Annotated in this window: 18 protein-coding genes and 1 pseudogene; 16 read left to right on the top strand and 3 right to left on the bottom strand. The window is 68.6% G+C overall.

The window, feature by feature from the left end; translation table 11 throughout:
- The first annotated feature begins 81 nt into the window (after window positions 1-81).
- Window positions 82-351 (top strand): type II toxin-antitoxin system Phd/YefM family antitoxin, encoded by a 270-nt coding sequence (locus IPJ61_RS06665; RefSeq protein WP_297104450.1) that lies wholly within the window; start codon window positions 82-84, stop codon window positions 349-351.
- A gap of 156 nt (window positions 352-507) precedes the next feature.
- Here the strand turns inward: IPJ61_RS06665 and IPJ61_RS06660 are convergent, their stop codons facing one another.
- Window positions 508-858 (bottom strand): hypothetical protein, encoded by a 351-nt coding sequence (locus IPJ61_RS06660; protein WP_297104447.1) that lies wholly within the window; start codon window positions 856-858, stop codon window positions 508-510.
- A gap of 342 nt (window positions 859-1,200) precedes the next feature.
- Here IPJ61_RS06660 and IPJ61_RS06655 point away from each other — a divergent pair, with 342 nt between their 5' ends.
- Both IPJ61_RS06655 and IPJ61_RS06650 read left to right on the top strand, forming a co-directional pair.
- The gene (locus IPJ61_RS06655) at window positions 1,201-1,800 is read left to right on the top strand and encodes a nucleotidyltransferase domain-containing protein (protein ID WP_297104444.1); all 600 of its coding nucleotides are present in this window, start codon (window positions 1,201-1,203) and stop codon (window positions 1,798-1,800) included.
- Window positions 1,800-2,216 carry a hypothetical protein gene (locus tag IPJ61_RS06650; RefSeq protein WP_297104443.1) on the top strand — a complete coding sequence of 139 codons (417 nt, stop codon included), beginning with the start codon at window positions 1,800-1,802 and terminating at the stop codon, window positions 2,214-2,216. Before IPJ61_RS06655 ends, IPJ61_RS06650 begins: the two co-directional genes overlap by 1 nt.
- Window positions 2,217-2,221: 5 nt before the next feature.
- On the opposite strand, the gene IPJ61_RS06645 is transcribed toward IPJ61_RS06650, so the two are convergent.
- Window positions 2,222-2,932, bottom strand: coding sequence for a phosphotransferase (locus tag IPJ61_RS06645; protein WP_297104440.1), 711 nt, complete (start codon window positions 2,930-2,932; stop codon window positions 2,222-2,224).
- A 31-nt stretch (window positions 2,933-2,963) separates the two neighbouring features.
- On the opposite strand from IPJ61_RS06645, the gene dxr reads away from it, so the two are divergent.
- The 5 genes and pseudogenes from dxr (at window position 2,964) to IPJ61_RS06620 (ending at window position 9,263) form a co-directional block, all read left to right on the top strand.
- Window positions 2,964-4,166, top strand: coding sequence for a 1-deoxy-D-xylulose-5-phosphate reductoisomerase (dxr, locus tag IPJ61_RS06640; protein ID WP_297104437.1), 1,203 nt, complete (start codon window positions 2,964-2,966; stop codon window positions 4,164-4,166).
- Window positions 4,163-5,445, top strand: a pseudogene (locus tag IPJ61_RS06635) (M50 family metallopeptidase). The gene dxr and the pseudogene IPJ61_RS06635 overlap by 4 nt, the downstream one beginning before the upstream one ends.
- A gap of 19 nt (window positions 5,446-5,464) precedes the next feature.
- On the top strand, window positions 5,465-6,607 hold the full coding sequence (gene ispG, locus IPJ61_RS06630; protein WP_297104434.1) for a flavodoxin-dependent (E)-4-hydroxy-3-methylbut-2-enyl-diphosphate synthase: 1,143 nt from the start codon (window positions 5,465-5,467) through the stop codon (window positions 6,605-6,607).
- A 10-nt stretch (window positions 6,608-6,617) separates the two neighbouring features.
- A complete protein-coding gene (locus IPJ61_RS06625) occupies window positions 6,618-7,454 on the top strand; it encodes a GNAT family N-acetyltransferase (RefSeq protein WP_297104431.1) in 837 nt (278 codons plus the stop codon).
- A 54-nt stretch (window positions 7,455-7,508) separates the two neighbouring features.
- Window positions 7,509-9,263: a proline--tRNA ligase gene (locus IPJ61_RS06620; protein WP_297105579.1), complete on the top strand. Its 1,755-nt coding sequence runs from the start codon at window positions 7,509-7,511 to the stop codon at window positions 9,261-9,263.
- Window positions 9,264-9,355: 92 nt separating this feature from the next.
- Here IPJ61_RS06620 and IPJ61_RS06615 read toward each other — a convergent pair whose 3' ends face one another.
- Window positions 9,356-10,930: a glycoside hydrolase family 32 protein gene (locus IPJ61_RS06615; RefSeq protein WP_297104429.1), complete on the bottom strand. Its 1,575-nt coding sequence runs from the start codon at window positions 10,928-10,930 to the stop codon at window positions 9,356-9,358.
- A gap of 372 nt (window positions 10,931-11,302) precedes the next feature.
- Here IPJ61_RS06615 and IPJ61_RS06610 point away from each other — a divergent pair, with 372 nt between their 5' ends.
- From IPJ61_RS06610 to IPJ61_RS06575, 8 genes are all read left to right on the top strand, one after another.
- Window positions 11,303-12,310 (top strand): LacI family DNA-binding transcriptional regulator, encoded by a 1,008-nt coding sequence (locus IPJ61_RS06610; protein WP_297104427.1) that lies wholly within the window; start codon window positions 11,303-11,305, stop codon window positions 12,308-12,310.
- A gap of 63 nt (window positions 12,311-12,373) precedes the next feature.
- The gene (locus IPJ61_RS06605) at window positions 12,374-14,065 is read left to right on the top strand and encodes an ABC transporter substrate-binding protein (protein WP_297104424.1); all 1,692 of its coding nucleotides are present in this window, start codon (window positions 12,374-12,376) and stop codon (window positions 14,063-14,065) included.
- Between the two features lie 62 nt (window positions 14,066-14,127).
- A complete protein-coding gene (locus IPJ61_RS06600; protein WP_297104421.1) occupies window positions 14,128-15,105 on the top strand; it encodes an ABC transporter permease in 978 nt (325 codons plus the stop codon).
- Window positions 15,106-15,115: 10 nt separating this feature from the next.
- Entirely contained in the window at window positions 15,116-16,078 is a 963-nt protein-coding gene (locus IPJ61_RS06595) for an ABC transporter permease (RefSeq protein WP_297104418.1), read from the top strand.
- Window positions 16,079-16,081: 3 nt separating this feature from the next.
- The gene (locus tag IPJ61_RS06590; RefSeq protein WP_297104415.1) at window positions 16,082-16,996 is read left to right on the top strand and encodes an ABC transporter ATP-binding protein; all 915 of its coding nucleotides are present in this window, start codon (window positions 16,082-16,084) and stop codon (window positions 16,994-16,996) included.
- Window positions 16,993-18,018 carry an ATP-binding cassette domain-containing protein gene (locus IPJ61_RS06585; RefSeq protein WP_297104411.1) on the top strand — a complete coding sequence of 342 codons (1,026 nt, stop codon included), beginning with the start codon at window positions 16,993-16,995 and terminating at the stop codon, window positions 18,016-18,018. The genes IPJ61_RS06590 and IPJ61_RS06585 overlap by 4 nt, the downstream gene beginning before the upstream one ends.
- A 128-nt stretch (window positions 18,019-18,146) precedes the next feature.
- Window positions 18,147-19,478, top strand: a complete 1,332-nt coding sequence (locus tag IPJ61_RS06580) for a glycoside hydrolase family 32 protein (protein ID WP_297104408.1) — start codon at window positions 18,147-18,149, stop codon at window positions 19,476-19,478.
- A gap of 66 nt (window positions 19,479-19,544) precedes the next feature.
- On the top strand, window positions 19,545-22,127 hold the full coding sequence (locus IPJ61_RS06575) for a PEP/pyruvate-binding domain-containing protein (RefSeq protein WP_297104405.1): 2,583 nt from the start codon (window positions 19,545-19,547) through the stop codon (window positions 22,125-22,127).
- Window positions 22,128-22,175 lie beyond the last annotated feature (48 nt).

Genomic DNA, 22,175 nt, shown 5'->3' with positions numbered 1-22,175 from the left:
TGCTGGTGTAGCTACGGGGCGTTTCCTGGGTCTTGGTCGACAGCAAACCAGTCATCCGACTAGTCATTGGGGGAGGGTGCAATGTCCGAGGCGATGCCGGTGTGGCCTGTGCAGAAAACGAAGGCGCGTTTCAGCGAGCTGCTTGAGGTATGCGTAGCTGAGGGCCCGCAGCTCGTGACCAAGCGTGGGAGGGAGACCGCCGTTCTCGTCCCGATCGATGAATGGCGGCGGTTGCAGCGCGATTCCCGCCCGTCGCTCAAGCAGCTCCTTTTCTCTGATCAGGCGCGGTTCGACGACCTCGTTCCCGAGCGGGGCAGTGCGAGGCGTAGTGCCGTCGAGCCGATCGTCTGACTGGTCGCCAGCAGCTATCAGGTCCTGCCCCTGGACGGCAGCGCGTTCCGTCGGTGGGCGCGGCTGATGCACCCGCAGGTCGAACGATATGACCGAGTTGTCACGGCAGTGGCCCGGACGGCGTCGACTCGCTTCCCGGAGAGGCTTTGGCGCGGATCAGCTCGCGCAGGTCGGCGACGCGGCGTTCGGCCTCAAGCTGAGCTGAGCCGAAGCGGTCCTCGTCGGCGTCGGCGAGGCTCCGGTAGACATCGGCCGCTTCGATGGCGGCCGTAAGGCCTCCTGATGGGCGCTGGCGGTCACGCTGCCCTCCGCCCGCGCGAGCGAGACCTCGACTGCGAACTGTGCGATGCCCAGTAATAGCGCGACGAGCCCGGCCACGAGGAGCGGAAGAGAGAGCGGACGCCCGCCGATCAATGGCCAGTTCTCGGGCAAGGTCCACTTCGCCGTCCCCTCGATACTGGCCAGCAATAGCAGCACGGCCGCCAGCAGGACGATGGCGATCGTCACCGGCCATCGCGCCCTGCGGCGCCTCTTCCTTGGGCCACAGCCACCTCCCCCGGATGCAGTCCTTGTCTGATGAACTGGACCACGCGGTCAAGACGCTACAGGGTGTTAGGGGACCTCACGACGCGTATGCCAAGGAACGTCGCGATGGACCAGCCACCGGCAGGATCCATCGGCGCCGCGTCCACGCGCTGCGTGATCTGCCTCGGCACCCTCCGACGCCATCTGTCTCCGATTGCGAGGTATGCCCTCCGCGACGAAGAAGATGTAGTATTCTACGGATATCCATAGAAATATGAGGATATCCGCACTTTGGTGGTGAACTGCATGGATGTTGGTAGGCCAATGACGGCGCTCGTGCCGTCGCTCGACGGTCCGGTGTTGGAAGCCCTCGCGCGCACGTCGCGCCCAGTGACGGGGCGGGAGATGCACCGGCTTGCAGGCGCTGGGAGTGAGTCGGGGGTGAGGCTCGTGCTGACGCGCCTCGTGGAACACGGTCTGGTCAACGCAAGCCAAGCCGGGAGGGCGACGCTTTACGTCGCGAATCGCGAGCACGTCGCCTGGCCGCTCGTCGAGGGTCTGGTCAACCTCCGCCGCGAGTTCTTTGGTCGTCTTCGCCAACTTGCTGCCTCCTGGCCGCTCGTTCCCGTAACAGTGGCTGTCTTCGGTTCGGCGGCGCGCGGCGACGGTGACGTCGATAGCGACATCGATGTGTTGGTCGTACGAGCCGCTGGTGACGACACTGCTTGGGATTCGCAGCTGGGTGATCTCCGCGAGCGCATAGCCGCGTGGACCGGCAACGCCTGCCAGGTGTACGAGCTGACCGAAGACGAGCTCGCTGAGCACATAGCCGTACGGGAGCCGATTGTGGATGACTGGCGACGTGACGCAGCTGTCGTCTTTGGCCAACCGGTAGACCGACTGACGACGAAGGGTGCTCCGTGATGTTCGCCGGCGAAGGCCGGACCCAGAGTTGCGGCGTCGCAGAGGCGCGGGTGCGAACGGCCCAAGCCCGCAAGTTCCTCGACACCGCCGAGTTGATTCTCGACGTCGACGACGACCTCGCGACCCCTGGAGTGGCCGCTGCGCTTGCGGTACTCGCCGGGATCGCCGCGTCGGATGCGCTGTGCTGTCGTTCTCTGGGGCGTCGTGCCCGCGGGCAGGACCATAGGGAGGCGACAGGTCTGCTGGCCCAGGTCGAACCGGGTGGAAAGGAGCTTTCTAGGGCGCTTGCGCGTCTTCTCGATATCAAGGATGGATCTCAGTATGGTCTGGCGTTCCTCAGCGCGGCGCGAGCGAAGACCGCGGTGAGGAACGCTGCGTCGTTGACCGCAGCGGCGGAGAGCATGCTGAGGGCCTGATAGCTCTACGAACCGCTGGACGTCGGGGCCTCGCCCCAGAGGTGGCGGTAGCGCGCGATGCGGTCTGGGTCCGGCGCGATGCCGTAGGCGTCCCAGAACGGTTGGTCATGGCCGGGGCCGAAGTTCCATTCCAGGGACCAGGAGGCGATGGCGAGGTCGGCCCAGCGGTCGGCGACACCCAGGTCGCCGACGTCGACGTGCGCGAGGAACGCGCCGTCGTCGGACAGCAGCGTGTTGGGCGCGCAGGCGTCGCCTTGGACGACCACCAGCTGGTCGACGTCGTCCTGGTATCCGATCCATTCAGGCGTCTCGAACAGGCAGTCCGCCGGGTCCAGCGAGTGGAGGAGCCCGAGGCCCTCGCCGATCGCGTGCGCCGCGACGTCGGGCTCCGCCTTCCACCGCGGGGCGACGGCGTTCGTGCCGGGAAGACCGAGCGTGACGACCAACCAGCCGTCGTCGAGCTCCTCGTAGTCGATCATCCGGGGCGCGGGGTGCCTGCTCGACAGCCACGACAGCCGCTCCGCCTCCGGGAGAAGGTCGAACGGGCTCCATTTCGCGTACACCGGCGTCGCATCCGGGGCGACGAGCCGCGCGGTGATCCCGCCGAGCTCGTTCCGCCAGACGAGTTCCTCGACGGTCCGACGATTGACCGCCGCCCACTTCGTGATGGCGAAGGGAACAGGGGTGCCGGGTGGGGGAGAACTCGCGAGGGACATGCCTCTGATCGTCGCACACTAGAATCGGTTGGTGCGCACCATCGTCCTGCTCGGGAGCACCGGCTCCATCGGCACCCAGACCCTCGACGTGATCTCGACCCGGCGGGACCAGTTCGACGTCGTGGCGCTCGCCGCGTCAGGGGGGAACCTGGAGTTGCTGGCGCGCCAAATCGTCGAGTTCGCGCCTGCGGCCGTCGCCCTCGCCAAGCCGAGCGCCGCGCGCGAGCTGCAACGCCTCCTCTACGCCGAGGCAGACCAGCGCGGCTGGAACGAGGGGGAGTACCAGCTCCCGAAGCTGCTGCTTGGGCCCGACGCCGCCGCGCAGCTCGCCGCGATGCCGTGCGACGTCGTCGTCAACGCGGTCACCGGGGCCGCCGGCCTCGCGCCGACACTCGCAGCCCTCGACGCCGGGGTCACGCTCGCGCTCGCCAACAAGGAATCACTCGTCATCGGCGGAAGGCTGGTCACGCAGGCCGCGGCTCCCGGGCAGATCGTCGCCGTCGACTCCGAGCACTCGGCCTTCGCCCAAGCCCTGCGCTCAGGGAGGGCCGACGAGGTGCGTCGGCTCATCCTCACCGCTTCAGGCGGACCGTTCCGCGGCCGCAGCCGCGACGAGCTCATCGATGTCACCCCGCAGCAGGCCATGGCCCACCCCACCTGGGACATGGGTCGGGTCATCACCATCAACTCGGCAACGCTCGTCAACAAGGGGCTGGAGCTGCTCGAGGCGGGGCTGCTCTACGGCGTAGACCTCGACGACATCGTCGTCGCCGTCCACCCGCAGTCGATCGTGCACTCGATGGTCGAGTTCCACGACGGCTCCACCATCGCGCAGGCCTCCCCACCCGACATGCGGTTGCCCATCGGCATCGCACTCACCTGGCCGGATCGCCTTCGCGACGCCGCCGCCCCCTGCGACTGGACGACGGCCACGTCCTGGACCTTCGAGCCGCTGGACTCCGCGACCTTCCCCGCCGTCGAGATCGCCCGCCGCGCAGGCAAGGCCGCGGGCACCGCGCCGGCGGTTTACAACGCCGCCAACGAGGCCTGCGTCGACGCGTTCTGGGATGGGCGGATCGGCTTCCTCGACATCACGCGCATCGTCGGCGACTGCGTCGACGAGCACCTCGCGGCCGGCCACGTCCCCGACGACGACCTCACCGTCGACGCCGTGCTCGCCGCCGACGCCTGGGGCCGCGCCCGCGCCGCCGAGATGGCGGGGGTGACCGCATGACCACCGTCCTGATCGTCTTCTTCGCGCTGCTGTTCTTCGCGCTCATCATGGCGTCGATCGCCCTGCACGAGGTGGGGCACCTCGTGCCCGCGAAGCTGTTCGGCGTGAAGGTGACTCAGTACTTCGTCGGCTTCGGCAAGACGCTGTGGTCGCGCACGAAGGGCGACACCGAGTTCGGCGTCAAGGCGATCCCGCTCGGCGGCTACGTGCGGCTCGTCGGCATGTACCCGCCGGAGAAGCCCGTAGCCAAGCCGAACTGGCTCACCCGCTTGGCCGACCAGGCGCGCCGCTACGAGTACGAGGAGATCACCGCGGCCGACGACGGGCGCCTCTTCTACCAGAAGAAGACCTGGCAGAAGGTCATCATCATGCTCGGCGGGCCGGCGATGAACATCCTGCTCGCCTTCCTCATCTTCCTGGGCATCAACGTCTTCCACGGCGTTTACCAACCCGGCCTTGAGGTCGCCTTCGTCTCGGAGTGCGCCATCCCCGCCGACCGCGCGGACCAGACCTGCACCGACGCCGACCCCCTCACCCCGGCCAAGGAGGCCGGAGTCCAGGTCGGCGACAGGCTGGTCAGCTTCAACGGCGTCGCGCTCACCGGCTGGGAGCAGATGGGCGACCTCATTCGGGCCAACCGCGATGCGCCGGCTACGGTCGTCGTCGAGCGGGCGGGCGCGGAGGTCACGCTGCCGACGGTGAACACCGTCCTCAACTACGTTCCCGACAGGCTCGATCCGACGAAGTACGTCGAGGCAGGCTTCCTCGGGGTCTCACCCAGCCAGGAGCTGGTCCACGGCGGGCCCGTCGCGACGGCGCAGCAGATGTGGACCCTGACGAAGCAGTCGGTGGTCGCGCTCGCGAGCTTCCCCGTCAGGGTGTACACCGTCGCGGTTGACCTCGCCACGGGACAGCCGCGCGACCCCAACTCTCCGGTCTCCATCGTCGGCGCCTCCCGCGTCGCGGGGAGATCGGCGCTACGGATCAGCTCAGCGTCGGAGACAAGGCCGCGACCTGGTTCTCGCTGCTCGGCTCCGTCAACCTCTTCGTCGCGCTGCTGAACCTCGTTCCGCTGCTGCCACTCGATGGCGGGCACGTCGCCGGGGCGATCTACGAGTGGCTGCGCCGCCTGGCCGCCCGTCTCCGCGGTCGCTCCGACCCGGGCCCCGTCGACACGGCGAAGGCCCTGCCCCTCACCTACGTCGTCGGCGGCTTCCTGCTCATCGGCGGCGCCGTGCTCATCGTGGCGGACCTCGTCAGCCCCATCCAACTCTTCTGAGAGAGATAAACTCCTGCCTATGTCCGTGAACCTCGGTATGCCCGCCGCGCCCGCCCCCGTCCTGGCTCCGCGCCGCAAGACCCGCCAGATCAGGGTAGGGAAGGTGCTGGTCGGCGGCGATGCGCCGATCAGCGTGCAGTCGATGACGACGACGAAGACCACCGACATCAACGCAACGCTGCAGCAGATCGCCGAGCTGACCGCGACCGGCTGCGACATCGTGCGCGTTGCCGTGCCCAGCCAGGACGACGCCGAGGCGTTGCCGATCATCGCGATGAAGTCGCAGATTCCGGTCATCGCCGACATCCACTTCCAGCCGCGCTACGTGTTCGCGGCCATCGATGCCGGGTGTGCGGCCGTGCGCGTCAACCCCGGCAACATCAAGCAGTTCGACGACAAGGTCGCCGAGATCGCGAAGGCAGCGGCCGACGCCAACGTGAGCCTGCGCATCGGCGTCAACGCAGGCTCCCTCGACAAGCGACTCCTCGCCAAGTACGGCGCCCCGACGCCGGAGGCGCTTGTCGAGTCGGCGCTGTGGGAGGCGTCGCTGTTCGAGGAGGTCGGCTTCTACGACTTCAAGATCTCCGTCAAGCACAACGACCCCGTCGTCATGGTGCGCGCCTACGAGCTGCTGAGCGAGAGGTGCGAGTACCCGCTGCACCTCGGCGTCACCGAGGCCGGCCCGGCGTTCCAGGGAACGATCAAGTCGTCGGTCGCGTTCGGTGCGTTGCTCAGCCAGGGCATCGGCGACACCATCCGCGTCTCCCTCTCGGCTCCGCCGGCGGAGGAGGTCAAGGTGGGCCTGAAGATCCTCGAGTCGCTGAACCTGAAGCCCCGCAAGCTCGACATCGTGTCCTGCCCGTCGTGCGGCCGCGCGCAGGTCGACGTCTACACGCTCGCCGAGCAGGTCACGAAGGGCTTGGAGGGCATGCAGGCGCCGCTGCGCGTCGCGGTCATGGGCTGCGTCGTCAACGGCCCGGGCGAGGCCCGCGAGGCCGACCTGGGTGTCGCCTCCGGCAACGGAAAGGGCCAGATCTTCGTCAAGGGCGAGGTCATCAAGACCGTCCCGGAGGACGAGATCGTGGAGACTCTGCTCGTCGAGGCACGCCGCATCGCGGCCGAGATGGGCGAAATCGGCGCGCCGGAGGTCTCCGTCTCCTAGTCTCAGCCGCATGACCGTCCGGCTGCGCACCCTTGGCACCGCGGACCGGGAGCTGGCGGCGTCGTTCCTCGCGGAGAGCCCGACGGAGAACCTGTTCCTGGCCGCGAAGGTCGCGTCGTTCGGACTCGACCGGCGCAGATTGGGGCGCGTCCACGCATTCGAGCGCGACGGAAGGGTCAGCGCACTGCTGCTCGACGGTGGGACGGTGTTCGTCGCGGGCTTCGACCCCGAGGCGCTGCCTGCCTTCGTCGCTCAGCTGGGGCCGATCCGGCGCTGCACCTCCATCCTCGGCCCGGTGATCAGCGTGCTGGGCCTCCACCTCGGGCTCACCGAGCGGTGGCCGACGGCGTGGGGCAACGTCGTCAACGTCCGACGGCGCCAGCCCCTGATGCTGCTGCAGGAAGCTCCCCGCGCGGAACCTGACGCGCGGGTCCGCGTCCTCACGCCCCGCGACTACCCGAGCTACCTCGACGCATCGGTGGGCATGTACACCGAGGAGATCGGGTCGTCGCCGTTCAAGTACGGCGGCGGCTACGAGAAGTACGTCATGGAGCGGCTGCGCCGCGGCGACGCGTACGGCATCGTCGGCGACTCCGGCCGCGTGATCTTCAAGGCCGACCTCGGCCCGCAGCTCGGCACGCAGGCGCAGCTGCAGGGCGTATGGGTGACGCCGGAACTGCGCGGCACCGGCCTCAGCGTTCCCGCCCTCGCCGGGATGCTGCGGCTCGCCAGGAGCCGCTTCCCTTCGATCAGCCTGTACGTCAACGACTTCAACGCCCCGGCCATCCGCGCCTACGAGCGGCTCGGCTTCGAGGAGGTCGGCGCACTCGCGACGGTCCACTACTGACTGCGCCGCATGAGGGGCGACGGGCCACTAGAGTGGGGAACCGTGATTGCCAAGCTGTCCTCCCTGTTCGTGCGCACGCTCCGCGACGACCCCGCTGACGCCGAGGTGCCCAGCCATCGCTGGCTTGTGCGTGCCGGCTACATCCGCCGCGCCGCGCCGGGCATCTACTCCTGGCTGCCGCTCGGGCTGAAGGTGCTGCAGAAGGTCGAGGGGATCGTCCGCGAGGAGATGGACGCGATCGGCGCTCAGGAGGTGCGCTTCCCGGCGCTGCTGCCGCGCGAGCCCTACGAGTTGAGCGGCCGATGGACCGACTACGGCGACAACCTGTTCCGCCTCACCGACCGCAAGGACGCCGAGATGCTGCTCGGCCCCACGCACGAGGAGATGTTCACGCTGCTGGTCAAGGACCTGTACTCCTCGTACAAGGACCTGCCGCTTTCGCTCTACCAGATCCAGACGAAGTACCGCGACGAGGCGCGTCCTCGCGCGGGACTTCTGCGCGGTCGCGAGTTCGTGATGAAGGACTCCTACTCGTTCGACATCGACGACGCGGGCCTCGACGTGAGCTACCAGGCCCACAGGGCGGCCTACCAGCGGGTGTTCGAGCGACTCGGCCTCGAGTTCGTGATCGTCTCCGCCATGGCCGGCGCCATGGGCGGGTCGAAGTCGGAGGAGTTCCTCGCGGTCGCGGCCAACGGTGAGGACACCTTCGTGCGGTCGCCCGGTGGATACGCCGCCAACGTGGAGGCGGTGCGTTTCGCCCGCCCCGAGGTCCTCCCGTTAGGGGAAGCGCCGGCGATGGAGCTCGTCGACACCCCCGACGCCGGGACGATCGCGGCCGTCGTCGAGATCCTGAACCGCGACGTGCCCGGCCGGGAGTGGACCGGCGCGGACACCCTGAAGAACGTTTTGTTCAAGGTGACCGAGGCTGACGGCAAGACCCGCGTGCTCGCCGTCGGGCTCCCCGGCGACCGCGAGGTCGACGTCAAGCGCCTCGCCGCCGCCGTCGAGCCCGCAACAGCCGAGCCGTTGACCCCGGAAGACTTCGCGAAGTACCCGGACCTTGTCGTCGGCTTCCTCTCCCCGGTCTCTCTCGACGGCACCCGCGTGCTCGGCAAGGAGTCGGTCACCGGTATCGAGTACCTGGTCGACCCCCGCGTCGTCGACGGCACCTTCTGGGCCACCGGCGCCAATGTCAAGGACAAGCACCTGACCGGCGTCACCGCCGGCCGCGACTTCACCGCCGACGGCGTCCTCGACGTCGCCGACGTCCGCGAGGGCGACCCGGCCCCCGACGGCTCCGGCCCGCTGACGCTGGCCCGCGGCATCGAGATGGGCCACATCTTCCAGCTCGGCCGCAAGTACGCCGACGCGCTGGGCCTGAAGGTGCTGGACCAGAACGGCAAGCTCGTCACGGTAACCATGGGCTCCTACGGCATCGGGGTTTCCCGCGCCGTCGCCGCCGTCGCCGAGTCGACCTGCGACGAAAAGGGCCTCTGCTGGCCCGTCGCGCTCGCGCCGTACCCGGTGCACATCGTGGCGACGGGCAAGGACCAGTCTGTCTTCGACGAGGCGGAGCGGATCGCCCGCGAGCTGGAGGCCAACGGCGTCGACGTCCTGGTCGACGACCGCAAGGCCAGCCCGGGCGTGAAGTTCGCCGACGCCGAGATCATGGGCATGCCCGTGATCGTGGTCGTCGGCCGCGGCCTCGCCGACGGCGTCGTCGAACTCCGCGACCGCCGCTCCGGGGACAAGCGGGAGGTCCCGGTCGCCGAGGCGGTGTCAGAGACCCTCGCCGCGCTCTCCTGAGGGCTCGCGAACACAAATCTGCGTAGGCTTGCTCGGCTGTGCACTAGGTACGGCTCGTGCAGCCTACGCAGACTTGTGTTCACCGCCCAGGATCAGCGGCCCTTGAACTCCCGGATCGTCAGGTCCTTGAACGTGGCGCCGCCGTCGTAGGCGTAGAGCCGCAGGCCGGTGTCGGACGGGTAGTGGAACACGCGGTTCGAGTGCACGTGGCGGCCGTCGTTCACGAACAGCTCGACGCTGGTGTTGTCCACCAGGATCCGCAGCTTGACCTTCCTCGACGACGTGTCGAACGGCGTCTTGGACTCGTCAGGGCCTGGGTGGAAGGTCGGGCGCCGGTTCACATAGGCGTACGGGGCGGGGACGTAGACGCCGACGGCGACGTGACGGCCGACCTCGGCGGCGCGGCGCACCTCGATGCCGGCGTTGGGCTGGACGCCCTCCCTCCACTCGAGCTCGCAGGTGATCTCGTACGTCTTGGCCTTGACGCTCAGTTCCTTCGCGCCGTCGAGGGCGATGTCGCCGAGCCGATGGGTCTTGGTTACGTACTCGCGCAGCGCCGCTGTGGGGGTGGAGGCGAGGTAGTACTCGCTGGAGCCCTTCTTCAGGCGGATGTCGCGCACGATCATGTCGTCGCCGTTGTAGCCGTCGCTGAACACCGTCGGGGCGTTGTGCGGGTAGTCCCAGAAGTTCGCCCAGCCGAGCGCATGCCGGAGGGTCGGGTCCTCCTTGCCGCGCTTGTCGTGGTGGGAGTAGGTGACCGCGCCGTAGAAGTCGTAACCCCAGTCGAGCCACTGGGGCTCGTCCTGCGACGTGGTGAAGCGGGTGCCGTCGAATGCCCCGACCCAGTAGGCGTAGGTCGCGGGCAGCCCCCGGCCCTTGCCGTTGGCGCCGACGCCGAGCAGCCAGTGCGTGGTGCCGTCCTCGGCCACCATTCTGAACAGGTCCGGGCACTCGAGGGTGCCGATGTCGCCGCGCTCGAAGTCGCTGACGTAGGTCCAGTCCTTGAGGTTCGGCGAGGTGTAGAAAGCGAGGCGGCGGCCTTCGGCGTTGACCATCACCCACCGTCGGCGCTCGTCATCCCAGATTACCTTCGGGTCGCGGAAGTCCCAGGTCCCGGGGTTGGGGAGCACGGGGTCGAGGCCACCGGCCTTGAAGGTGCGGCCGCCGTTCTTCGAGTACCAGAGGTACTGCGCCTGCTTGCCCTCCGGAGCCTGGGTGACGATCGCGATGAGCGTGCCCTTGCCGTACCCCGCGGTGCCCTTGGCGTCGAGGACGACACAGCCGGACCAGACGTCGCCGTTGCGGTTGGTGAATTTGGGAATCGCGATGCCGCGGTCCTTGAACGTGACGTGGTCGCGCGTCGTGGCGAGCCGCCACGCGGTGCCGCCGCGGCCGGCGATGTAGTCGGCGTTATACAGATAGTAGTAGAGGTACTCGCCGTTCACGTAGATGGGGCGCTGCGGGTCGTTCTTCCAGTTGTCGGGAGCGCTGAAGTGGTAGTCGGGGCGCAGGCTCAGCTTCGACGGCCTACCGGCGTCCTTACCACCCTTGCCGTGCGCCTCGGCCCTCTCCGCGCCGAGGAAGCCGAGGCCCAGCGCTGCCCCGCCGAGGGTCGCGCCGCCGGCGCCGAGGAACGTGCGACGGGTCGCGCCGTTGTTCGTAGTCATGATCGTTGTCCTTCTGGATGCGTGCGCGCAGGGAGAGAGTCCCCTCGCGCTGGGGGATGGATGTTCCTGAACTGCCGGGCCGGCGGGCTGCGTCTGCGCAGCCGACCTTGGGCGACGGGCCTTCTCGGGAGGCCTCCGACGGTTACCCAGGGGAGCGGACGACTCCCCGGGCGGCACCAAGCTAGGCAGGAGAGCCCTGCCTTGTCAATGCCCAGTCGCCCTGCGGATGTGCCCCTTTCGGTTGGGAGGCCGGATCGCAGGGAAACAGAATGTCTCAGTTCGATAACAAACTCTTGACGAAACAATCTAACCCGCGTTAGTGTCCAGCTAACGCGGGTTAGCCGCAGGGTTGGGACTCGAAGGCGAGGTGTGATGGTAGGCAAAGCGGTCACGATGCGTGACGTCGCCGACGCGGCGGGCGTCTCCCGTACGCTCGTCTCACTCGTCCTGAACGAGAGCACGTCGGTGACCGTAGCCGAGGAGACGAGGGCCCGGATCCTGGCGCTCGCTACCGATCTCGGCTACCGGCCGAACGCCACCGCACGGGCTCTCGCGCACCAGCGCAGCGACTACTACGGCGTCCTCACCGAGATCGTCACGGACCCGTTCGCCGTCGACATCATCGTGGGCGCCCAAGGTGCCGCGCTCAGCCACGGCAAGCACATCCTGCTGGCGTCCGCGCAGGCGGACCCCGCCGCCGAGCGCGCCGAACTGGAACGGCTGCTCGTGCAGCGGATCGAAGGACTGATCTACGGCGCGGCCTGGCACCGCGCGGTCGAGGTGCCGGACCTGGCACGAGAGGTTCCCACCGTCCTGGTGAACTGTTTCGACGCTGAGGGCCGGTTCCCCGCGATCGTGCCTGACGAGCACCTCGGCGGCCTACGCGCCACCGAGCGGTTGCTCGCCGCAGGGCACCGGCGCATCGGACTGGTCAACATCGACGACGAGATCCCCGCTGCCATCGGCCGCCGCCGCGGCTACCAGGAGGCCCTGCGCCGCGCGGACATCGTGATCGACGAAAACCTCGAGGCCTGCGCCGAAGCCATGGCCGACGGCGGCTACGAGGCGGCCGGGGCCCTGCTCGACCTTCCCGAGCCGCCGACCGCGCTGTTCTGCGCGAACGACAGGATGGCCATGGGGGCCTACGACGCCATCAAGGAGCGCGGCCTCCGTATCCCCACAGATGTTGCCGTCATCGGATTCGACAATCAGGAAGTGATCTCGGCCTTCCTGCGTCCGAGCCTGACGACGGTGGCGCTGCCCTTCGACAAGATGGGCGCGATGGGCGTGGATCTCCTCGCCCGGATATCGGCGGGTGAGCCGACCAGCACCAAGACGGTGATGGTCGACTGCCCGCTCCTCGAACGCTCGTCCGTGTGACTGGACATCCCTCTGGGCGAGCGTTCCTTCGTCTTCCAGGAAGAAGAAAGGAACCACACAATCATGGCACGACTCACGAAGCTGGCGCGCGCCGGGGCAATCGCCCTGGCGGCGACCTTCGCGCTTGCCGGCTGCACCGGAGGTAACACCCCCGGAGGCGGAGGCGGCGGCAGCGAGAAGCCCCCGGCAGGCGCAGGCCTCGACGGCTCGCAACTGCTCACCATCCCGCGCGAGGACACCGGCACGTTCGACCGCAACTTCAACCCGTTCTCGAACCCCGACTTCCCGATGACCAACCAGGCCATCTACGAGTCGATGTTCATCTTCAACCCCGCAAAGGGTGAGGTCGTCCCGTGGCTGGCCACCGAGTGGCAGGCAAAGGAGGACGGCACGGGAGCCACCTTCACGCTGCGCGACGGCGTCAAGTGGTCCGACGGCGAGCCGTTCGTTGCCGAGGACGTCGTCATCTCGTTCAAGCTCCAGAAGGAACTGCGCGGCGGCTACGACTATCTCGACAAGGTCACCGCCGTCGACGACCACACCGTTCAGTTCGACTTCAGCGAACCCTTCACGCCTGGCCTGATGGACATCGGCCAGCAGATCATCGCCCCTGCCCACATCTGGAGCAAGTTCGATGACCCGAACAAGGAGACCAACGCCGATCCCGTCGGCACCGGCCCCTACACGCAGATCATCAACTTCGCGGCGCAGTCGTTCGACCTGGGCAAGAACCCGAACTACTGGCAGCCGGAGAAGCAGAAGATTGCCGGCATCCGCGTGCTCGCCTTCGCAGGCAACGACGGCGCGAACCTTGCTGCGGCGAACGGCGACGTCGACTGGGCGCCGCAGTTCATCCCGAACATCGAGCAGGCCTTCGTCGCGAAGGATCCCGATCACCGGTTCTACTGGTTCCCGCAGACCGGTTCGATGATCCAGTGGATGTTCAACACCACCAAGGCGCCGTTCGACAACCCGAACGTCCGCAAGGCGCTGTCGATGGCCGTCGACCGCGAGCAGGTCACGGCGATCGGCATGCAGGGCTACACCTCGCCCGCCGACTGCACCGGCCTCTCCGGCCTGTACGACACCTGGCGCGACACCGCTCTCGCCGGTGCCTGCACCTGGACCAAGCGCGACCTCGAGGCGGCGGGCAAGCTGCTCGACGAGGCAGGCATCACGCTGGGAGCCGACGGCAAGCGCACCTTCGAGGGCCAGCCGTTCGCGTTCGACTACTCGGTGGGCTCCGGCTCCAGCGACTGGGTCTCGGTCGGCAACGTCATCTCGCAGAACCTGGCCGAGCTGGGCGTCACGGTCACCGTCGCCGCGCGCGACTGGGCTGAGATCGTCGCCGGCTACGAGAACGGCACGTTCGACTCGGGCATCGTGTGGAGCGCCGGCGCACCCACCCCTTGGCAGTACTACCGCGGCGTGATGTCGACGGAGACCGTCAAGGCCGTGGGCGAGCAGACGTTCGACAACTACCACCGCTACGGCAGCGAGAAGGCCGACGCGCTGCTCGACGAGTTCGCCAAGAGCCCGGACCCGGCAGAGCAGACCCGGATCATGAACGAGCTGCAGGCCGTGTTCAACGACGAGGCCCCCGTCGCCCCGCTCTTCACCGGCCCCGAGTGGGGTGCGGCTAACACCCTCCGGTTCACCGGATGGCCCAAGGAGGACAACCCGTACGCGACCCTCTCCACGAGGTCCCGCACCACTGTGCTCGTCCTGACAACTCTGGAGCCCGTCGTCGGCTGACGACATGGGTGACGCCGAGCTGGGTCCCGACGCGTTCGGGGCCCAGCCCGGGAGATACCGCTATGGGTTTCATTCTTCGGCGGCTGGGGTTCTACCTGGTCGCGTTCTGGGTGTCCATCACCCTGAACTTCGTGCTACCGCGCCTCATGCCCGGAGACCCCGTCTCCCGCATGGTTGCGCGCCTTCAAGGGCAGATTCGCCCCGACCAGATCGAGGCCCTGCGCGCCTCGTTCGGACTCGACGACGCTCCGATCTGGGTGGCCTACTTCCGTTACTGGGGCCAGCTGTTCAGCGGTGACATGGGCTTCTCCATCTCCCGCTTCCCGACGCCGGTGACCGAGGTCATCGCCAGTCAGATCGGCTGGACCGTGCTGCTCGGCCTCACCGCGCTGATCATCGCTGCCGTCATCGGCAACCTGCTCGGCATCCTCGCGGCATGGCGCCGCGGCGGCATCCTGGACTCGGCGGTGCCGCCGTTCCTGGTGTTCATCGGCTCCTTCCCCTACTTCTGGCTCGCCATGGGGGCGCTGTGGCTCTTCGGCGTGAACCTCGGCTGGTTCCCGCTGCGGCACGCGTACACCGTCGGCACGTCGCCGTCGTTCTCGCTCGCGTTCATGGTCGATGTCGCCTATCACCTCGTCCTGCCCGCGCTCACGATCGTCCTCGTGTCGATCGGCGGCTGGATGCTCGGCATGCGCAACACGATGATCGCCACCAATGCAGAGGACTACATCGTGATGGCCGAGGCCAAGGGGCTGAAGCAGAACCGCATCATGATGCGCTACGCCGCCCGCAACGCGATGCTGCCCTCTGTGACCGCGTTCGGCATGTCGCTCGGCTTCGTCGTCGGCGGCGCGCTGCTCACCGAGGTGGTCTTCGCCTACCCGGGCGTCGGCTACCAGCTGCTCTCGGCGGTCCAGAACCTCGACTACCCGCTGATGCAGGGGCTGTTCCTGACGATCACCACGGCCGTGCTCGCCGCAAACTTCCTCGTCGACATCCTCTACGTCCAGCTCGACCCGCGCGTGCGCGTGAACTGAGGTGAGTTCCATGTCCAACGACACACCTACAACCATCGCCGAGGTCGCGGCCGTCAAGCCGGTGAAGAGGTCGAAGCAGGGCGGCCTCGTGCGCGGTCTGCTCGGCAACGTCAAGGCCGTCATCGGTCTCGCCATTCTGGCCATCTTCGTGGTGGTGGCGCTGCTCGCGCCGGTCATCGCGCCCGGTGACCCGATGCTGATTCAGGGCCTCGGCGCGCAGCCGCCGTCGGCCGAGTACTGGCTGGGCACGACGCCCAAGGGCCAGGACGTGTTCGCCTTGAACATGCACGGCGCCCGCGCCTCGCTGTTCGTGGGCTTCATCGTCGGCACGGCGGCGACGTTCGTCGGCCTGCTCGTCGGGTTGGCCTCGGCCTACTTCGGCCGCACCATCGACAACACGCTGTCGCTCGTCACCAACGTGTTCCTGCTGCTGCCGGGCCTCCCTCTGCTCGTCATCCTCGCCGCGTTCCTGCCCCCGGGTATGGGGACGGTCATCGTGGTGCTGATCATCACGGGCTGGGCGGGTTCAGCCCGCGTGCTCCGCTCGCAGGCGCTCTCGATCCGCGGTAAGGACTTCGTCGCCGCGTCTCAGATCACCGGCGAGAAGTGGCCGCGGATCATGTTCCGCGAGATGCTGCCGAACATGGCGTCGATCGTCATGAGCACGTTCCTGGCCTGCGTCATCGGCGCGATTGGTGCCCAGGCGGGCCTCGAGTTCCTCGGGCTCGGCGACATCAGCACCATCAGCTGGGGAACGAACCTCTACTGGGCAAGCAACGACGGCGCCCTGCTCACCGGCTCGTGGTGGGTCTTCGTGCCACCGGGCGTCGGCATCGCGTTGGTGGCGTTCGCGCTCGCGCTGGTCAACTACGGCGTCGACGAGACGACCAACCCCCGCCTGCGTCGGCCCCGCCGTCGCACCACCGCCGGCGCGCCCACCGCGGTGCGCTCCACTTCCTCGAAGGAGGGCTGATACGTGAGCACACCTTTGTTGGAGGTCACGGACCTCAGCATCGAGTACGTCACCGACGAGCGTGTCGTCCGTGCCGTCGACCGTGTCACCTTCTCCCTCGCGGAGGGCGAGATCTTCGGTCTCGCGGGTGAGTCGGGATGTGGCAAGTCCACCATCGCCAATGCGATCCTGCGGCTCCTGCGCGACCCTGCGGTCGTCGCCGGAGGCTCCATCTCGTTCCGTGGCACCGACGTCCTGAAGCTCAGCGCGGCCGATCTCCGGTCGTTCCGGTGGCGCCAGGTCGCCATGGTGTTCCAGAGCGCGATGAACTCGCTGAACCCGGTGATGACCGTCGGCGACCAGATCATCGACATCTTCACGACGCACACCGACCTCAGCAAGCGCGAATGCGTCCAGCGGGCGGGCGAGCTGCTCGATCTGGTCGGCATCCCGCGGACGCGCTTGAAGGCGTACCCGCACCAGTTGTCGGGCGGCATGCGGCAGCGCGCGGTGATCGCGATGGCGACGGCGCTGCGTCCGCCGTTGCTCATCATGGATGAGCCGACGACCGCGCTCGACGTCGTCGTGCAGCAGGAGATCCTTGCCCAGATCAAGGACCTGCAGGACGAACTGGGATTCGCCATCTTGTTCATCACGCACGACATGTCGCTGATGGTGGAGCTCTCGGACCGGATGGCCGTCATGTACGGCGGTCGGTTCGTCGAAACCACAACCGCAGACAGGATGTTCTCCGCACCGCAGCATCCGTACACGAAGGCGCTGATGAACGCGTTCCCGCCCATGAGCGGCCCGCGCGTTCCCCTGACGGGCCTGGGGGAGGGCGTCCGGCTCGGTGCCGTCCCCGACCTCGTCGAGGTGAGCCCTGGCCACTTCGTCGCCCCGACGACCGATTCGATCCTCCCGGAGGTGACCAAGTGAGCGCCGCAGAAAAGACGCCGGTCCTGTCGGCCCGGAACTTGGAGAAGGTCTTCACCATCGGTGGCCTGTTCTCGACGAAGAAGGTGCGCGCCCTCGGCGGCGTGAACCTCGACATCGCTCACGGCGAGATCGTCGCGCTCGTGGGTGAGTCCGGCAGCGGGAAGTCGACCTTCGCACGGCTCGTGGCTCGGCTCGAGCAGCCCACGGGAGGCACGTTCCTCTTCGAGGGCGAGGACATCATGAAGACGCAGGCGCGGCGGGCGAAGAAGGAGTACCGCTCTGCCGTGCAGATGATCTTCCAGGATCCGTTCGGCTCGCTGAACCCCGTCCATCGCATCGGTCACTTCCTGGAGCGGCCGCTGCTGCTGCACGGGGCGACCCGCGGCGGTGCCGCGCTGGAGGCTGCCAAGGAGCGGCTGATGGAGAAGGTCGACCTGCCCGCGGAGCTGCTGCACCGCTACCCGCACGAGCTGTCGGGTGGTCAGCGGCAGAGGATCGCGATCGCCCGGGCGCTCGCCGTGAACCCACGGCTGATCCTGGCCGACGAGCCGACCTCGATGCTCGACGTCTCCGTGCGCATCGGCGTGCTGAACCTGATGCGCAAGCTGTGCGTCGAGCAGGGCATCTCCATGCTGTACATCACGCACGACCTGGCTTCGGCGCGATACCTCGCCGACCGGATCGTCGTGATGTTCGCGGGCGAGTTCGTCGAGGGCGGCGAGTCGATGGAGCTGCTCGCCAACCCACAGCACCCGTATACGCGGCTGCTGATCTCGGCGGCGCCGGATCCGGAGCGCGACGGCGGGTACGACCCCGTCGAACGGGCCCAGTTGCGGCGCGAGGTCATGTCGGCGGACTCCTGCGCCTGGGAGGGGGACCGGGCGACGCCGTGCTCGACGGAGAAGGCGGTCTTCCACCGCATCAGCGAGCAGCCAGAACACTGGGTGCGCTGTGGCCTGTACAGCCCGCCGTCGGATGCGCCCGGCACCGCGCTCCAGGCTGCTGTCGAGCAGAGCGCCTAGCGGGTTCCGCGGGACCTCCAGCGATCCGTTCGAGGAGGGGCATCCCTCCTCCCGACCTACCGGGGATGCGTCAGGATTGGGCGCATCCCCGGACCCACATCAACGAGCAGTCACGAAAGGCGAATCCCATGCCCCCCGTCGCGTCCCACCCGGACCGCAGCTTTCCCCTTCTCCATTCCCGACCGGCCAAGGGTTGGCTGAACGATCCCAACGGTATCCACCATTCGGATGGCAGCTGGCACGTGTTCTTCCAGTACAACCCGGACTCTGCCCGGCATGGTGACATCACCTGGGGGCACATGACGTCCACGGATCTGCTGCGCTGGGAGCAGGAGGGCATCGCCCTGAGGCCGCAGCCGGGCGCGGGCGACGAGCACGGCTGTTGGAGCGGCATCGCGACCATCGACGACGGCGTGCCGACCCTCGTGTACTCGGGCGTGCGCGACCTGTGGGGCCACTCGGACGTGATGCTGGCCCGGCCGTCCTCCGACGGTGAGGGTTGGGTACAGAGCGACCACGTGGCCGCGCCGATGCCCGAGAACCGACGCGTCCTGGCGGTGCGCGACCCGTTCCTGTTCGAGTTCGAGGGGCGCCGTTGGGGCCTTCTCGGCGCGAGCCATGCGCCGGGCATCGGCGCCATCTTGCTGTACGACGCCTCCGACTTGGCGCACTGGGAGGAGCGCGGCGTGTTCGCGCATGCCATGACGCCGGAGGGCAAGCGGCTGAGGCCCGCGAACATGTGGGAGTGCCCCCAGCTCGTGAGGGTGGGCGACGACTGGGTGCTGCTCTTCTCCTTGTGGGTGGGCGGCCACACCGACCGGGTCTGCTACCTGATCGGGTCGCTGGCGCTGGATGAGGCCACGGGGCTGCCCCGGTTCTCGCCGCGGGCGGGCGGGCTGCTCGATGACGGCGTCAGCTTCTACGCTCCGCAGGCCGTTCAGGACGGCGGTGCCGCCGACGGCGCGGACCGCGTGCTGCTGTGGGGATGGGCGCGGGAAGTCGCACCCGACGGCGTGCGTGGGCGCTCCGAGGAGGAGGCCGACGAGGTCGGCTGGTCCGGCATCCTCACGTTCCCCCGCGAGCTGGCCGTGGACGGCGATGCGGTCTACGCCGCGCCCGCCCGCGAGCTGATCGCCCTGCGGGGCGCTTCGCTTCGCGACCTCGCCACGCTGGGGGGCCTCTCGGTCTCCCTCCCTGACCAGGCGGAGTTGCTGCTGGGAGGGACCGGCCCCGTCGAGCTGTTGCTCGGGCCCGAAGACGAGCCGGGGCAACTCCTGTACCGGGCGGAACTCGCCGGCGGAGGGGTGCGCATCCTGATCGACGCCTCGCTCGTCGAGGTCTTTCCGGAGGGTGCGACGCCGACGACCCTGCGCGCGTACCCGTCCGACGGCGAGACCTACCGGCTGATCGCCGGTCCGGAGATCGTCGTCGAAGGGTGGGAACTGCGACTGCCCGAGTGAGATGCCGCGGGGCGTCGCGTGCTCAGCACGGACGGGCGTAGGCTCGGTGAGTCTAAGGAGTTCCAGATGAGCTGGGTCACACCGCTGCGCGACGTCACGCGCCACGACATCGTCACCGCCGGAGGCAAGGGCGCCAACCTCGGCGAGTTGGTCCGCGCCGGGTTCCCCGTCCCCGATGGGTTCGTCGTCACCACCACGGCGTACAACACCTTCGTCAGACGCGCCGGGATCGTCGATGAGCTGAAAGGCTCCGACGGCGCCCGCCTCCGGGCGCTGTTCGACCGTGCGGTGCCCGCCGACCTGGCAGAGGCCATCGTCGACGCCTACGTTGGTCTGTCGGATGGCGCCGACGCCGTCGTCGCGGTCAGGTCGTCGGCCACCGCGGAGGACCTCGCCGGTGCGTCGTTCGCCGGCCAGCAGGACACCTACCTGGGCGTCGCGGGGCGCGACGAGGTGCTCGACGCCGTCCGCCGGTGCTGGGCGTCGCTCTGGACCGACCGCGCCATCTCCTACCGCGCGAAGGCGGGGATCGATGCGTCCGGGGTCAGCCTGGCGGTCGTCGTGCAGCGGCTGATCGATGCTGACGCCGCGGGTGTCCTCTTCACCGCGAACCCGGCGAACGGGCGCCGCCACGAGGCCGTCATCAACGCGGCGTGGGGGCTGGGGGAGGCAGTCGTCGGGGGAGAGGTGACACCCGACGAGCTCGTCGTCGACGGCGACCGCGTGCTCACGCGAACCGTGGCCGACAAGGCCGTTCATACCGTCCGCGATGCGCGAGGAACGCATGCGGAGCCCTTGACTGACGAGCGGCGGATGGCGTCGGTGTTGGATGACGACCACGCGGTCGCGCTCGTGGCCCTAGGCCGCGACGTCGAGCGGCACTTCGGTGCGCCGCAGGACATCGAGTGGGCGCGTGCCGACGGCGTGTTCTGGCTGACCCAGAGTCGGCCGATCACCGCGCTCCCTGCGCCGACCGGCCCTATTCCCACCACCTGGCCCGTCGCCCGCGCCGATGGCATGTACATGCGCGCCTCGATCGTGGAGCAGCTGCCCGACCCGCTGTCGCCACTGTTCGCCGACCTGATTCGTCCCGCCGTCCGGCACTCGCTCGCCCGGGTCCTCTCCCGCTACTTCGGCGAGGGTGCGCTGCGCGACGACGACAGCGACTTCCCGACGGTGAACGGCTACGGCTACTACTTCTACTCCTCCGCGGGCATGAGGCGGCTGTTCCGGCTGGCACCGAAGGGCATGAGGACCGCGTTCGGGGACTCGGAGAAGAACGGCGTGGTGCTCTGGCGCGAGCAGGGCCTGCCCGCCTATCGACGCACGGTCGACGAGTGGTCCGGGAGGGACGTCGGGGAGCTCCCGGCCGGCGAGCTGCTCCGCGGCGCCTCGGCGCTCGTCACGGCCGGTGCCGACTACTACACCTACGTCCAGGCCGTCATCCCGCAGGCGGCGACACCCGAGATCATGTTCACCCGCATCTACGGCGCGACGGTGCTGGGTACGCCGGGCGTGGACAAACCCCCGGCGTTGACGTTCCTGCTCGGTTTCGAGTCGGCGCCCATCCGGGCCGAGCGCTCGCTGTACCGGTTCGCCCGGTGGTGTCGCGAGACGCCTGGCGTGGCCGAGGCGGTGCTGGCCGGCTCGGGGGAGCGGGCCGACGGCTTGCCAACGCTCGTGCGTCGGCTGCCACCGGGGCACGCGGCGGCGTTTCGGCGACGGCTGGACGAGCACCTCGCCCAGTTCGGGCATCTCACCTACAACCTGGACGTCATGCAGCCCGTCGCGGCCGACGACCCTGCCCCAGTGCTGGCGGCGCTCGCGTACGCCGTGTCGGGGCGGGCAATGGACCCCGATGCGCGGTTGGCCCATCTCGCCTCGGAGCGACGGCGCGCGGAGGCCTGGCTTGAGCGCAACGTGGGGCCCGTCCGTCGCAAGATCCTTGAGGGCTGGTTGGAGAAGGCCCACAGGCTCGGTCCGCTGCGCGAGGACGCTCTCGCCGACGTCGGCCTTGGGTGGCCCGCGGCGCGGCGGCTGCTGCGGGAGTTGGGCACGCGGCTCGTGGCCTCTTTCCTGATCGAGGACGCCGACGACGTCTTCTGGCTCACGCTGGATGAGGCGGGGCGCGCGGCAACGGCGCTCGACGTCGGTGCCGCCACGGGTGCCTCCCTGGGAGACGCTGTCGCGCAGCGCAAGGAGACCTGGCGCGGACAGCGGTTGGCGGCACCGCCGCCTGGCTGGCTGCCCGAGGGCGGCTTCTACTATCGGTTGTTCCGGCGGTTCATGCCGAGCAACGAGGCTGAGCAGAAGGGCGACACGCTGCAGGGCCTCGGCGCGAGCGCGGGGCAGGCCACCGGCCCTGCCCGCCTCCTGCGCGGCCCGGAGGACTTCACCAAGATGCGCCCCGGAGACGTGCTCGTCGCCCCGATCACGACCCCGGCGTACACGCCGTTCTTCGCCATGGCGTCGGCTGTGGTCACCGACGTCGGCGGCCCGTTGTCGCACAGCTCGATCGTCGCCCGAGAGTACGGCATCCCGGCGGTGCTGGGTACCGGCTCGGCGACCCGCCGCATCCACGATGACGACCAGATCACCGTCGACGGCGAGCGCGGGCTCGTCCGCCTCCCCCAGAGTCCCCGCGGATAGGTGGCACCTATCCGCGGAACCTCTACGTCCCCGTGGCGCGCGATCAGC

Source organism: Tessaracoccus sp., from assembly GCF_016714275.1.
Taxonomy (GTDB): Bacteria; Actinomycetota; Actinomycetes; order Propionibacteriales; family Propionibacteriaceae; genus Arachnia.
The sequence above is the reverse complement of the archived record's forward strand: the minus strand, read 5'-3'. Positions and strand labels throughout refer to the sequence as shown.

Coding starts and splice junctions, on each gene's coding strand:
- IPJ61_RS06625 (WP_297104431.1), top strand. CDS start 6,618: ATGACCGTCCGGCTGCGCACCCTTGGCACCGCGGACCGGGAGCTGGCG.
- IPJ61_RS06595 (WP_297104418.1), top strand. CDS start 15,116: ATGTCCAACGACACACCTACAACCATCGCCGAGGTCGCGGCCGTCAAG.
- IPJ61_RS06655 (WP_297104444.1), top strand. CDS start 1,201: ATGACGGCGCTCGTGCCGTCGCTCGACGGTCCGGTGTTGGAAGCCCTC.
- IPJ61_RS06650 (WP_297104443.1), top strand. CDS start 1,800: ATGTTCGCCGGCGAAGGCCGGACCCAGAGTTGCGGCGTCGCAGAGGCG.
- IPJ61_RS06600 (WP_297104421.1), top strand. CDS start 14,128: ATGGGTTTCATTCTTCGGCGGCTGGGGTTCTACCTGGTCGCGTTCTGG.
- IPJ61_RS06665 (WP_297104450.1), top strand. CDS start 82: ATGTCCGAGGCGATGCCGGTGTGGCCTGTGCAGAAAACGAAGGCGCGT.
- IPJ61_RS06610 (WP_297104427.1), top strand. CDS start 11,303: ATGGTAGGCAAAGCGGTCACGATGCGTGACGTCGCCGACGCGGCGGGC.
- IPJ61_RS06575 (WP_297104405.1), top strand. CDS start 19,545: ATGAGCTGGGTCACACCGCTGCGCGACGTCACGCGCCACGACATCGTC.
- ispG (WP_297104434.1), top strand. CDS start 5,465: ATGTCCGTGAACCTCGGTATGCCCGCCGCGCCCGCCCCCGTCCTGGCT.
- IPJ61_RS06605 (WP_297104424.1), top strand. CDS start 12,374: ATGGCACGACTCACGAAGCTGGCGCGCGCCGGGGCAATCGCCCTGGCG.
- IPJ61_RS06645 (WP_297104440.1), bottom strand. CDS start 2,932: ATGTCCCTCGCGAGTTCTCCCCCACCCGGCACCCCTGTTCCCTTCGCC.
- IPJ61_RS06615 (WP_297104429.1), bottom strand. CDS start 10,930: ATGACTACGAACAACGGCGCGACCCGTCGCACGTTCCTCGGCGCCGGC.
- IPJ61_RS06580 (WP_297104408.1), top strand. CDS start 18,147: ATGCCCCCCGTCGCGTCCCACCCGGACCGCAGCTTTCCCCTTCTCCAT.